Annotated in this window: 12 protein-coding genes; 1 reads left to right on the forward strand and 11 read right to left on the reverse strand. The window is 67.0% G+C overall.

Annotated elements, in window-relative coordinates; translation table 11 throughout:
• Positions 1-53: 53 nt before the first annotated feature.
• The 8 genes from RJ1_RS27450 to RJ1_RS27485 form a co-directional block, all read right to left on the reverse strand.
• Positions 54-1,217, reverse strand: a complete 1,164-nt coding sequence (locus RJ1_RS27450; RefSeq protein ID WP_073365681.1) for a thiolase family protein — start codon at positions 1,215-1,217, stop codon at positions 54-56.
• Positions 1,218-1,247: 30 nt separating this feature from the next.
• On the reverse strand, positions 1,248-2,027 hold the full coding sequence (locus RJ1_RS27455) for a crotonase/enoyl-CoA hydratase family protein (protein ID WP_073365682.1): 780 nt from the start codon (positions 2,025-2,027) through the stop codon (positions 1,248-1,250).
• Positions 2,024-2,788 carry an SDR family NAD(P)-dependent oxidoreductase gene (locus tag RJ1_RS27460; protein ID WP_073365683.1) on the reverse strand — a complete coding sequence of 255 codons (765 nt, stop codon included), beginning with the start codon at positions 2,786-2,788 and terminating at the stop codon, positions 2,024-2,026. Before RJ1_RS27460 ends, RJ1_RS27455 begins: the two co-directional genes overlap by 4 nt.
• 82 nt (positions 2,789-2,870) lie before the next feature.
• Positions 2,871-4,019, reverse strand: a complete 1,149-nt coding sequence (locus RJ1_RS27465) for an acyl-CoA dehydrogenase family protein (protein WP_073365684.1) — start codon at positions 4,017-4,019, stop codon at positions 2,871-2,873.
• Between the two features lie 48 nt (positions 4,020-4,067).
• A complete protein-coding gene (locus tag RJ1_RS27470) occupies positions 4,068-5,258 on the reverse strand; it encodes a CaiB/BaiF CoA transferase family protein (protein WP_073365685.1) in 1,191 nt (396 codons plus the stop codon).
• On the reverse strand, positions 5,255-6,577 hold the full coding sequence (locus RJ1_RS27475; RefSeq protein ID WP_083400563.1) for an MFS transporter: 1,323 nt from the start codon (positions 6,575-6,577) through the stop codon (positions 5,255-5,257). Before RJ1_RS27475 ends, RJ1_RS27470 begins: the two co-directional genes overlap by 4 nt.
• Before the next feature lie 189 nt (positions 6,578-6,766).
• Positions 6,767-7,768 carry a LysR family transcriptional regulator gene (locus RJ1_RS27480; protein WP_073365686.1) on the reverse strand — a complete coding sequence of 334 codons (1,002 nt, stop codon included), beginning with the start codon at positions 7,766-7,768 and terminating at the stop codon, positions 6,767-6,769.
• A gap of 35 nt (positions 7,769-7,803) precedes the next feature.
• Positions 7,804-8,736 (reverse strand): LysR family transcriptional regulator, encoded by a 933-nt coding sequence (locus RJ1_RS27485; RefSeq protein ID WP_073365687.1) that lies wholly within the window; start codon positions 8,734-8,736, stop codon positions 7,804-7,806.
• A gap of 100 nt (positions 8,737-8,836) precedes the next feature.
• Between RJ1_RS27485 and RJ1_RS27490 the strand changes: the two genes are divergently transcribed.
• On the forward strand, positions 8,837-9,949 hold the full coding sequence (locus tag RJ1_RS27490; protein ID WP_240319833.1) for a YeiH family protein: 1,113 nt from the start codon (positions 8,837-8,839) through the stop codon (positions 9,947-9,949).
• A gap of 275 nt (positions 9,950-10,224) precedes the next feature.
• Here RJ1_RS27490 and RJ1_RS27495 read toward each other — a convergent pair whose 3' ends face one another.
• Genes RJ1_RS27495 through RJ1_RS27505 form a run of 3 tightly spaced genes read right to left on the reverse strand, consistent with a single transcriptional unit; the run spans position 10,225 to position 12,972 of the window.
• Positions 10,225-11,214: an ABC transporter substrate-binding protein gene (locus tag RJ1_RS27495; protein ID WP_073365688.1), complete on the reverse strand. Its 990-nt coding sequence runs from the start codon at positions 11,212-11,214 to the stop codon at positions 10,225-10,227.
• Between the two features lie 46 nt (positions 11,215-11,260).
• Positions 11,261-12,082: an ABC transporter ATP-binding protein gene (locus RJ1_RS27500; protein WP_083602257.1), complete on the reverse strand. Its 822-nt coding sequence runs from the start codon at positions 12,080-12,082 to the stop codon at positions 11,261-11,263.
• A 41-nt stretch (positions 12,083-12,123) separates the two neighbouring features.
• Positions 12,124-12,972 carry an ABC transporter permease gene (locus RJ1_RS27505; RefSeq protein ID WP_083400566.1) on the reverse strand — a complete coding sequence of 283 codons (849 nt, stop codon included), beginning with the start codon at positions 12,970-12,972 and terminating at the stop codon, positions 12,124-12,126.
• Between the last annotated feature and the right edge of the window lie 86 nt (positions 12,973-13,058).

The following is a 13,058-nucleotide window of genomic DNA, read 5'->3' on the forward strand; positions in this document are numbered from 1 at the left end:
AGCTCCCACCCGGCGTGTCGCATGCAGTTCTGCGCACTCGAGCTCCTGCACAGTCACTCTGCGACCGAGAGGTTCTCGTAGACGGTGGCGTTGGCCATGCCGCCGCCTTCGCACATCGTCTGCAGTCCGTAGCGGATTCCGTTGGCGCGCAGGTAATGCACGAGAGTGGTGGCCAAGCGTGCCCCGGATCCGCCGAGCGGGTGACCGAGCGCGATCGCACCGCCGAGCGGGTTCACCCGGTCTTCGGGAGCCCCGGTCGCCCGCAGCCATGCGCCCACCACACTGGCGAACGCCTCGTTGACCTCGAATGCTCCGATGTCGTCGAGGGTCAGCCCGGCCCGCTCGAGCACCCGCGCGGTGGCGGGGATCGGGCCGGCCAGCATCGTGACGGGGTCGTCGCCGACCACCGTCGCGGTGTGCACCCGGGCGATCGGGGACAGTCCCAGTTGCCGGGCGCGCTCGCCGGACATCACCAGCAGCGCGGCCGCGCCGTCGGAGATCTGCGATGCGTTACCCGCGGTGATGCGGCCGTCCTCGGGAAGGATCGGGTCCAACTGGCCCAGCTTCTCCAGGGTCGAGGCCCGGCGAATTCCCTCGTCGGCCTCGAGCTTGGTTCCGTCCGGGAGGGTCACGGGCGCGATCTCGCCGGTGAAGCGACCCTCGTCGAGGGCCTGCGCGGCCCGCTGGTGCGAGCGCAGGCTGTACTCGTCGAGCCAGGTGCGGCTCAGCTCGTACCTGGTGGCGAGGGACTCTGCGCCGCGAATCTGGTTGAACTCGATTCCGCTGTAACGCTGCTTGATTGCGTCGCTGTTCGCGTCACCGAGGCCGACGCGTCGCGCCGACCCCATCGGGATCCGGGTCATCGACTCGACGCCACCGGCAACCGCGATGTCGTATTGGCCGGAGATCACGCCCGCGGCGGCGAAATGCAGTGCCTGCTGGCTCGAGCCGCACTGCCGCTCGATCGTGGTGCCGGGAACCGACTCGGGCCATCCGGCGGCGAGAACCGCGTTCCGGGCGATGTTGCCCGCCTGCTCCCCGACCTGACCGACGCATCCCCACACGACGTCGTCGACCGAACCGGCCTCGATGCCCGCTCGGTCGAGCAGTGCGTTCAGGACTGTGGCGGACAGGTCGACGGGGTGGACGTCCGCCAGGCCGCCCTTGCGGCGGGCGACGGGGCTCCGGACGGCTTCGACGATGACTGCATCACGCATGGTGTGTTCCTGTTCTTTCGTTCTCGGTGATCACGTCGCGGTCCAGACCGGGGTGCGGCGTTCGGTGAACGCGGCCGCCCCTTCACGCGCGTCGTGGGAGTCGAACACCGGCATCACGATCTGCCGGGTTCGTTCGAAGTGCTCCGCAGCCGGCCAGCCGGGGGACTCGTCCACGACCTTCTTGCTGGCCCGGACTGCGAGCGGTCCGTTGTCGGCGATCTCCTCGGCGAGTTCGAGCGCCGCCGCCAGCACCCCGCCCTCCGCGGCCAGCCGGTTGACCAGGCCGAGCGGGTGCAGCTGCTCGGCGGTCATCGCCTTGCCGGTGAGCACCATCTCGAGCGCGACAGCCCGGGGCAGTCGGGCGGGCAGCCGGGTCAGTCCACCCGCGGCGGCGACCAGACCACGCCGGACCTCGGGCAGGCCGAACGTCGCGGTCGGCGCGGCGACGACGAGGTCCGCGGCCAGCACGATCTCGAATCCGCCGGCGAGGGCGGGACCGTCGACTGCGGCGATGAGGGGTGTGGCGGGAGTCGCCTCGACGAGACCGGCAAACCCTCGACCCTCGACGCGTGGGCTCTCGCCCCGCAGGAATGCCTTGAGATCCATACCGGCGCAGAAGTATCCGCCGGCTCCGGTGATCACGCCGACCCGCAGGGCCGGATCGGTGTCGAGCAGCTCGACCGCCGCGGCGACCGCCTGTGCGACCGCGCCGTTCACCGCGTTGCGCGCGTCGGGGCGGTTGAGGGTGATCACCAGCACCGGTCCCACCCGCTCGGTCAGCACGACCGGTGCAGGTGTCTCGTCGGTCACCTGGGTGCCATCCGGATCGCGCCGTCGAGGCGGATCGTCTCGCCGTTGAGCATGCCGTTCTCGATGATGTGCGCGGCCAGCGCGGCGAACTCGGAGGGCTCGCCCAGCCGCTGCGGGTGCGGGACCGAGGCGGCCAAGGCGTCGCGGATGTCGTCACGAGCATTGAGCAACAACGGTGTTGCGAACACCCCGGGCGCGATGGTGCACACCCGGATCCCGACACCGGCGAGGTCGCGGGCGGCGGGCAGGGTCATTCCGACGATTCCGGCTTTGGACGTCGCATAGTTGATCTGCCCGATCTGCCCCTCGTAGGCAGCGACGGAGGCGGTCAGGACACACACGCCGCGGTCGCCGTCCAGCGGTTCGTTCGCGGCCATCGCCTCGGCCGCGAACCGCAGCACGTTGAAGGTGCCGATCACGTTGAGCCGGATCACCGACTCGAACGGCTCGAGCTCGGCGGCCTTGCGATCCTTGGTGAGGACACGCATGGGCCTACCGCGGCCGGCGCAGTGCACGACGGCCCGCACCGGGCCGGTCTCGGCGGCTGCCGTGAAGGCCGCGGCGACGGCGTCCCCGTCGGTCACGTCGGTCGGCACGAACCGCGCTGCCGCGCCCAGCGCCTCGGCCTGCTCGTCCCCGGACGAGCCGGGAAGGTCGAGCAGGGTGACGGTGGCGCCGGCCTCGACCAGGCGGGTTGCGGTGGCCAGTCCGAGTCCGGATGCGCCGCCGGTGACGACGGCGTTGATGTCCTTGATCTGCATGGAGAAGGTCTTTCGGGGTTGTCCGGGCGCGTGGCGTCCGGGGTGGGAACGGTGTGTGGCCCGTCGGGGCGGAATGGGATGCCTACAGACCCATCGACTTCGAGATGACGCTCTTCATGACCTCGCTGGTGCCACCGAAGATCCGGGTGACGCGGGCGTCGGCGTACAGCCGCGCGATCGGGTACTCGCTCATGTAGCCGTAGCCGCCGTGCACCTGCAGACACTTGTCGATGACCCGGGCCTGCATCTCCGTGCAGAACAGCTTCACCTTGGCCGCGTCGGCGGGAGTGAGGGTGCCGCCGTCCAGCGCGATCAGCGCCTGGTCGACCAGTGCCTGCCCGGCCTGCAGTTCGGTCGCGCACTCGGCGAGCACGAACTTGGTGTTCTGGAAGTCGGCCAGCGCCTTGCCGAACACCAGGCGTTCCTTGGCGTAGTCGATGGCGAGGTTCACGGCGGCGGTGGCGGTGGCCAGACCGGTGATCGCGATCGACAGTCGCTCCTGTGGCAGGTTGTGGGCGAGCATGCCGAACGCCTTGCCCTCCTCGCCGAGCAGGTTCCGGGCCGGCACGCGGACGTTGTCGAACGTCAGCTCGGCGGTGTCGGACGACTTCATGCCGATCTTGTGCAGGTTGCGACCGCGGAGAAAGCCGGGCATATTACCCTCGACGACCAGCAGCGAGAGGCCCTTGCGGCGGTTCTCGGGATCCTTCGAGGTGCGTGCCACCACGATCACCAGGTCGGCGTTGATGCCGCCGGTGATGAAGGTCTTGTTGCCGTTGAGGATGTAGTCGTCACCGTCGCGGACAGCGGTGGTGGTGACGCCGGCCAGGTCGGAACCGATGCCGGGCTCGGTCATCGCGATCGCGCTGACCAGGTTGCCGTCGGCGAAGCCGGGGAACCAGCGGTCGCGCTGCTCCTCGTCGGCGTACTCGAGGAAGTACGGCAGCACGGTGTTCAGGTGCACCTGGAACCCGCCGAGTGAGGCTGCGGCGTAACCGATCTCCTCGTAGACGACGGTGTTGAACAGGAAGCTGTCGATGCCGCCGCCGCCGTACTGCTCGGGCACCTGAAGCCCGTTGATCCCGATCTCTGCCGTCTTCTTGTAGAAGTCGCGGGGGATGACACCGTCGGCCTCCCAATCGGGCAGGTTCGGGGTGATCTCCTTGGCGATGAATTGGCGGACGGAGTCCCGGAAGGCTTCGTGGTCTTCGGTGAAGATGGTGCGCTGCATGGTGATTCCTTACGAAAAATGGGGATGGCGGCAGGGTGGTGCCGGTGTCTAGCGGACGCCGACGATCTTGTCGGCGACCAGCGCGTCGACCGTGGCAGCGGGGTAGCCGAGTTCGGCGAGCAGTTCGGCGGTGTGCTGGCCGAGGCCCGGATCGGCTTCGCCGGAGAGCTTGGGCATGCTGCCCAGGTGCCAGGGCGATCCGAGAGCGGTGTTCGGGACCCCGTCCGCGCCGCTGACCTCGAGGAACAGCCCGGACGCTTCCACGTCCGCGCTCCGCATGGCCTCGGGGTAGGTGTTGATCTTGCCCGCGACGACGCCGTTGGTGGTCAGCAGTTTCATGGCTTCGTCGCTCGTCATCGTCGAGAAGGCGCTACGCAGTTCGACGAGCATCGCCTTCCGGTTCGCCACCCGCAGGGTGTTGTTCGCGAAGCGCGGGTCCTCGGCGACGTCGGGGCGCCCGATGAGGCGGCACAGTCGGGTGAAGTGCACGTCCGAGTAGGCGGACAGGACCAGGCTGCCGTCCTTGGTCGTCATGACGTCCGCGGCGGGGGCGATACTGGGCTGACCGTTGCCCTTGCGGACAGGCTTCTCACCGGTGATCAGGTATTGGCCCCAGTTCGTGCCCTGCAGGTGGATCGCGACCTCGAGCAGCGAGACCTCGACGGTGTCGCCCTCGCCCGTGCGGAGCCGTCGGACATAGGCCGCCAGGATCGCCTGGGCGCAGACGTAACCGGATGCGGCGTCGACGATCTGGGCCCCGACCTTCTGCGGCTCGCTGTCGGCCTCGCCGGTGACCCACATCATCCCGCTCTCGGCCTGCGCCGCGATGTCGAGCCCGGGCCGGTACTTCGACGGTCCGTGCAGGCCGAATCCGCTGACGGTGGCGTAGACCATCCAGGGGTGGGCCACGAGGACGTCCTCGGCGCCGAGGCCGAACGACTCCATGACGCCCGGGCGCAGGTTCTGCACCACGATGTCGGCGCTGGCGATCAGCTTACGAGCGATCTCCTGCGCCTGCGGGTCCTTCAGGTCCAGCGCCATGGCCCGCTTGCCGCGGTTGTAGTTCTGCAGCATGGCCTCGCCGGCCGGGCCGATGCCGCGGGCGGACTCGCCGTGCAGCGGTTCGACCTTGATCACGTCGGCGCCGAGGTCGACCAGGATCTGGGTCGCGGCCGGGGCGGCGATGAACTGTCCGAAGTCGACGACGCGAACGCCGTCCAGGGGCTTGTCGATCTTCATGCTGTCTCCTCGACACTGCTGCGGATGCGGGCGATGTCGCGGTCGGGGTCGACCAGGAACACCGCGATGATGCTGCCGACGACCATCAGCGCACCGCTCATCAGGAAGCCGCTGGCATAGCCGGAGATCTTGTCGGCCGCACCGCCGACGGTGAAGCCGAGCACGAGCGGCGCGATCATGCCGGAGATGCTCGACACCGCACTGAGTCCACCGAGGACCATGCCGCGCTTCTTCGACTGCACGACGTCCGCGATGGCCGACAGTGCGACACCGAATGCGGCCGTGTTCAGCGAGAAGGCCAGGGAGACGAGCAGGATCTGCACCGGGCCCTGCGGCAGCACAGTGAAACCCATCATCGCGGCACCGGCGCCGCCGATCAGCACGGCCGAGAGGTATCCGCGGGCAATCTTCCGGGAGACGCCGCGCGCGATGAGGCGGCTGGAGAACCAACCGGCGGCGATCGCGCCTGCCGCGGCGAATCCGTAGGGGAGCATCACCAGGCGGCCGGTGGTGATCGTGTCGTAGCCGAGTCCGTCCTGGAGGTACACCGGGAGCCAGGCCACCTTCAGGGTGGTGGACCAGTACGAGCAGAACATCAGCAGCGCGATGCCGAGCACCGTGCCGGTGCGAAGAATCGTCTTGTACGGGGCGTCGACGGTGTCGACGACGATCGTGGTTGCGGGCTTCTCGGTCTCGGTGTTCTCCTCGGGGGCGCCGCGGCCGAAGATCATCCAGGCCACCGCCCAGGCCAGTCCCATCACGATGAGGATGTAGAACGCGGCGTGCCAATCCCAGCGGACGATGATCCAGGTCAGCAGAGGTGCGGCGATCAGGGTGCCGATCGACGCGCCGGCGGTGACGAATCCACTGGGCATCGCGCGCTTCTCGGGCGTGAACCAGGAGTGCACGGCGTGGTTGGCCAGTGCGTACGCGGGACCCTCGGCGAAACCGAGCACGATCCGGCAGGCGACCAGCACACTGAAGCTGACCGTGCCGAGCAGCGGGGCCATGGTGGCCACCCACGTCAGCATCAGGCCGGCCATCAGCCAGCGGAGGCTCACCTTGGAGGACAACCAGCCGAAGAACAGGGCACCGACGGCGAACAGCCAGAAGAAGCTGCTCTGGATGACGCCGAACTCCTGCGGGCTGAGGCCCAGGTCCTTCTGGATCTGCACGCCGGCGAACGCGATGACGGACTTGTCGGCGTGGTTGATGAGCATGAAGACGACCAGGAGGCCGACGACGATCCAGGCGCGTCGCATCGGCGCCGATCTGGTGTGCCTGGCCGACGTGGCGGTCGGCGATGATGTCTGGGTCATAGGTCCTCTTCGTGGAACGAACCGTCGCGGTGACGTGCGTGACGTGAACCGGTCGGACGAATTCCGCAGGCGACCGCCTGGGTGATCGATCCGGATTCCGCCGCAACGGTGTGATCAGGTACACACCATTGAAGGCGCGGGAATCGATCAGGTCAAAGACCAGAAAGGTAGGAAAAGTACTGCAATTACCTATGAGTTGATGTTCTTCGCGATGTCCTCGCGTATCCGGCGGTCGGACTCCGCGCGGGTCAGCTCTGCGGCGTCCACAAGGGACGCACCGGACTTCATGTGCGCGGCGATGGACGCGGCGAACTCCTCGAAGGATGCGCGGGCGCCCGCCAGGAACCGCGTGGACGCCTCCGTGATCCGGCCGGGGCGGCGGACCACACCCATACGGCGGGTGAGGTGCGGTGACAGTTCACGCACCACACCGCCACGGAGCATCGCGTCGAGTCCGCTGCGCAGGGCAACGATCGACACCCCGCCGCCGGCGAGGACGATCGGAAGCACCGCGCCACGCTGACGGACCTCCACCGCGACGTCGGGTTCGACGCCGTGCAATCGCAGCGAGCGGTCGATGAAATCCCGGGTCGCCGTTCCTCTTTCGCCCATCACGAACGGCACACGAGTCAGTTCCTCGATGGGCACCGGGTCCGGCCATCGGGCGTCGGTGCCGGGCGGGCACACCAGCACGAGCTGCTGGTCGATCAACTCTTCGCCGACGAGGCCCTCGGTCGGAAGCGGCAGAGCGAGTACACCCAGCTCACACGCCCCCGACCGGACCAGCGACACGACGTCGGCAATCTCGTCGCGCTCCTCGATGTGAAACCGGACGTCGGGGTACTGCCGGCGGAACTTGGCAACCCAGACCGACAGCGGATCCGAGGACAGGTCCGACAGCGAAGCGATGTCGATCCGGCCACCGCGCATCGCCCCGACATCGCGCACCGCGTTCTCGGCCGATTCCACCTCGCGCAGGATCATGCGCGCCGGACCGACCAGCGCCTCGCCGGCCGGGGCGAGCACGAGGCCTCGGCCGACCCGATGGAACAACTCGACTCCGAGGTCTTTCTCGAGCTTGCGCACCACCTGCGACAGCGACGGCTGCGCGACGTGCAACTGCGCCGCGGCGCGGGTGACCCCGCCACAGTCCACGACGGCGAGGAAGTACTCCATCTGACGCAGGTCCATGCTCCGAATCTAGAGGGAGCGACACGTCGTCGGGGCTACTCCTGGTCAGATCGACGGTCCCGAGCCTGGGGACGGTGCGCGGCCAGGGCGAGGAAGTCGCCGATGGAGCCACGAATGCGGGTGCCGCTTCGCCAAATGGCATGCAGCGATCGGGTCAGGTCCAGACCGGCCAGCGGGACCTCGATCAACCGTCCGTCACGCAGTTCCTGCCGCACGGTCAACTCGCTCAGCACGGCGGCGTACTCGCCCGCGCTGACCGCCACCTTCACCGCTGTATTCGAGTGCAGCTCGAGCGCGGGGGGCGACATCGTCGCGCCCACGGCTCGTTGCAACGTTTCCCGAGTTCCGGAGCCACCCTCCCGCGAGGCGAGCGGCAGTGTGTCCAGCTCGTGAGCAGACAGCGGCCGGCGACAGCACGCCAGCCGATGCCGGGGTGAGACAACCAGGACGAGACGATCGTGCGCAACCGGCAGGCTTCGCAGATCGCTGGGAACGTCCGGTGATTCGATGAATCCCAGGTCTATCTCGCGCGCACGCAGGGCCGCGACCACTCCTTGTGAGTTGGCGACGCGTAGCTGCACTCGCGGCCAATCTCCACGTCGGCGAAACTCGGCCAGCCAGGTGGGGACGAGATACTCCGCGACAGTCAGACTCGCCCCGATACTCACGTTGTCGGTAGCCCGCGTTGTCAGTGCTCTGGCCCCGATCACCAAGGTATCCGCGGAGTCCACGACGCTGCGCGACCAGTCGGTGACCATTCGGCCGTGCGTGGTCAGCTCGGCGCCACGGCTTCGACGATCGATGAGTTCCAGCCCCAGCTGCCCTTCCAACACCTTGATTCGCCTGCTCGCCGACGGCTGACTGATCTGTTCGGCGCGGGCAGCTGCCGAGATGCTGCCGAGATCGGCGACCAGGACGAGCATGCGCAGTGATTCGAGATCGATTACCGGACGCGTTCTTTCAGACATGATCGCACCTCACACACCTCGATTCCCATAGCGAATTGCTATAGGCCTGCAGAAAATCGGTGGCTACCGCACGACACGAAGAGTCGTGAAAGTAATTGATATGAAACGAATTACCACCACCACCCGCCGTGCCGGACAGGACGGAACCACCATCGAGTCGAAATCGATGTGGTCGTCGGCCGTGTCTGGATTGATTTCGCGCGCACCAGGTCTGTCGCTCGCTGTCGCAATTGCGGTCGTGGCGACCATGATCGGCAAGGTGTTTCCGCTCATCGGCGGGCCGGTCACCGGCATTCTTCTCGGCGTACTGATCGCGACCCTGGTCAAACCCGGCGACCGACTGAAGCCCGGGATCAAGACGTCGAGCAAATTCCTTCTCCAGGTTTCGGTCGTCATCCTCGGATCGCAACTGTCGCTCATCCAGGTGGTGCGAGTCGGATTCGACTCCCTGCCGGTCATGGTAGGCACGCTCGCCGTCTGCCTGGTCGCCGCCTACTTCATCGGCCGCTGGATGGGGGTGATCGGCGACCTGCGCACCCTGATCGGAGTGGGCACCGGCATCTGCGGGGGGTCGGCGATCGCAGCCGTCACTCCCGTCATCGGAGCGGCCGAGGTAGCGGTCACCTACGCCATCTCGACCGTCTTTCTCTTCAACATTGCCGCAGTACTCGCGTTTCCGGTGATCGGCCACGCTCTGGGCATGAGCCAACACAGCTTCGGCCTGTTCGCCGGCACCGCGGTCAACGACATGTCCTCGGTCGTCGCCGTATCCACGACCTACGGTGCCGAATCCGCGAACTACGCGGTCGTCGTCAAACTGGCTCGGACACTGCTGATCATCCCGATCTGTCTGGGCCTCGCCGCCATCGTGGAGCGCAAGACCCGCGCCGACGCTCGCCGCGCAGTCGACGGGACGGCCGGCGCATCGACCGCGACACGGGTTCGAGTGCACCGGCTCGTACCCTGGTTCCTCATCGGATTCCTGCTGGCCGCGGCCGCAAACAGTGCGGGGCTGATTCCCACGGGAGCCCATCACGGACTCAGCGTGACCTCGCTCTTCCTGATCACCGTCGCGCTCTCCGCGATCGGCCTGTCCACCGACCTTCCCGGGCTGCGTCGCACCGGTCCCCGGCCGGTGATCCTCGGCGCCACCCTGTGGGTGATCGTTTCCCTCGCCTCCCTCGGCCTCCAGCTCGCCACGGGCACGTTGTAGCCCTCGCGCCACAGGAACCAGGCAGGTCCTCGGATCACGAGAAACATTCCAGTGCATTACAATTCCAATCTTCAGTGGAGATGCGATCATCTCGATTCCTGGCGCGACCGCTCAGCGGTCGCGCCAGACCGATGTCGGGCTGCACTGCCGACGTCGCGGTGTGGAAACAGTGAATTTGGGCGTCCGTGGCGGACCGCCGGCGCTACGCAGAAAACGAGGGGCGGAGGCGGGCGCCGAACGCCCACCTCCGCCCCTGCCGCCGACTTCGCTGGAGATCACCCACATTCAGGCATGACTGCTCCCGCGAAGGGGATACCCGAACTCCCGTCGCCGAGGATCCAGTCGACGTTGGCCGTCCACGTGGGCTCATCGATCGTCGGACTCCAGGACAGGTGTGTCCTGTCCCAGATTCGCCCGGCGCTCTCCGTCGGAATCTGCAGCAGGGTTGACAGGGACTGCGTGCCGGGACCTCGGTTGGCATCGTCCGCGATCCACTCGGCGGCCTTGTTCATGGCCGTGCAGAATTCGTCGATCGTGTCCGGGTTCTGCTGCGCAAAATCCTCGGTCGTCGTCCAGAACGTCTGCAATCCGACATCGCCCAGCTCGCCGGCGGTCCCGTCGAACGGGCTTGCCAGGGTGCGGAACTCGATGCCATGGTCCTCCATCATGACCACGGTCGAGGTCGACCCCACTGTTGCGTCGACCTTCTTGTTGCGCACCGCCGGCTCCATCGTCGCGCCCGACCCGACCGCGACGTAGGTGACGCTGTCCGGATCCACACCGTTACTGGAAAGGACCGTTCGGGCGAACCTCTCCGAGGCGCTCCCCCGTTGAACGACTCCGATCTGCTTTCCACGCAAAGACTTGACATCTGCTATCCCGCTGTCGGCGGGAGTCACGAGCGACATGTCGATGTGCCCGAAGGGTGGTATGGCGGTGATCTGCTGGCCCTGATTCATCGCGCCCATGACGTTCTCGGGAGTCCCGATCGCGATCTGGGTCGTGTTTCCGATCAGGGCCGCAGTCAGCTGCGGCCCCGAGGTCGCGGTGACGGTGTCGACCTGGAGGCCGGCGCCGTGGAAGAAGCCCTGCTCCTGCGCGATCGTGTAGGGAAAACTCAGGGAGTTGCTCTCCATGCTGCCGATCGTGAGTGACGTGAGACCGTTCTCCGACGTGGGGGCGGTGTCGGCGGTGCCGCACGCGACCAGTGAGGTGAGCAGGGTAAGGGCCCCTGCGATTGTGATGGCGGAACGTTTGTCGAGCATCTGACGGTTCTCCTGCTTGTCGGGACGCTTGATTGCCGAGGTTGATTCAGTGCAGTCGTTCGCGCAGGCGTTCGTATATCGCCTGGTACTGCGGGTCGGCGGACACCGTGGAGAGCTCTCGTGGCCGTGGGATGTCCACCTGGACGTCATCGAGGATCTTCCCCTCCCCCATCAGCACGATCCGGTCGGCCAGCGCCACCGCCTCACCCAGATCGTGGGTGACGAAGATGACGGTGCGGTGCTCTTCGCGCTGCCACAGCTCGAGGAATTCCTTCTGCACCGATATCCGGGTGTTGACGTCGAGTGCGGCGAAGGGTTCGTCCATCAGCAGCACGTCGGGGTCGAGCGCCCAGGTTCGTGCCAGTGCGACGCGTTGACGCATTCCCTGGGACAGCTGCCAGGGCCACAGGTGCCCCGCTTCCTCCAGGTGGACCGCTTGCAGCCACCGCCGGCCCAGCGTCTTACGCTCGGCTCGGCCCACCCCACGCAACTCGAGCCCGTACTCGACATTGCGCAATGCGCTGCGCCACGGCAGCAGGGCGTCGCGTGCCAGCATGAACCCGAGGTGCGATCGTGCCTCCCGTGGAGGCTTTCCCATCACCGACACCGATCCCGCGGCGGGATCGACCAGACCGGCCGCCATGTTCAGCAGCGTCGTCTTGCCGCATCCGCTTCGACCGACGATGGCGGTGAATTCGCCTGCCGGGATCTGTAGGTCGATCCCGGACAACACGTTTCGGGTCCCGCCCTGTGGAGCCGGATAGGTTACTTCCACACCGTCGAACACGATCGCGTTCCTGCCCGGATTCGCGGCCGAGCCGGCGCCGGCGGAACCTGCTGCATGCCGTGCGGTAGAAATCATGGTCATCTCGTCTGCTCCAGACTTGTCTCTTCCGAGGACAGATTTGGTCATCGGTCAACGGGGGGCTGCCACCGCAGGAACCGGCGCTCCGCGTGACTCATCACCTGGTTGAGTACCACCGCGATCACCGCCAGGAACAGTAAGATCGCGTACACCGCCTCCATGCGGAACGTCGCCGAATACGTGGCGATCAACTGACCCAGTCCGTTGCGGGCCGAAATGAGTTCGGAACCGACCACACCGAGTAGGGAGTAGATCAGTCCCAGCCTCAGCGCCGCGAAGATCGCGGGCGTCGCCACCGGTATGAGGACCTTCAGGAACATCTGATACTTGTTGGCGCCCAGGACAGTAGACAGCCGCAGCCATTCGGCATCGGTGGAGCGCACCCCGGCGCGCGCTCCGGACATCACGATGAAGAAGACCAGCGTCGAGGCCAACGCCACCTTCGCCGAGGTGTTGATGCCGAGCGCCACGATGAATAGCGGCGCGAGCGCGATCCGCGGCATCGCATTGGCCGCATCGAGATATGGAGTCAGCACTCGCTCGAGTCGGGGTAGCAGTCCCAACGCGACGCCGACGACGACGCCGATCGCGCCCGCCACGACCCACGCGATGAGAACTGCGACCATGGTGTAGCGAGTGTTGGTCCACAGCTCGCCGGACTTCGACGCGGTTACCAGGTATTCCCACGACTGTCCCGGGGTCTTCGCGAGCACCGGGTCCAGCCACTTGCGGTCGGCCGTCAGTTGCCACAGTCCCAGCCATGCCAGGCCGAGGAGGATCTGCGCTCCCCGCACCACCAGCATCTCCCTGGGCATCTTCCACGTCCGGCGGGTGAGTTCCGCTCCGCCGGACGCTGCCGTCGCGCTCACCGAGGGCTGATCGATAACGTGCATGTCCTTGCTCCAGTCAGGTTATGCTGCAGTCTTGTTCGCTCGGTAGACGTCGGAGCCGGCGGGGCCGTGGCCGACGGGTCGTGGGC

The organism is Rhodococcus jostii NBRC 16295 (genome assembly GCF_001894825.1).
Classification (GTDB): Bacteria; Actinomycetota; Actinomycetes; order Mycobacteriales; family Mycobacteriaceae; genus Rhodococcus_F; species Rhodococcus_F jostii.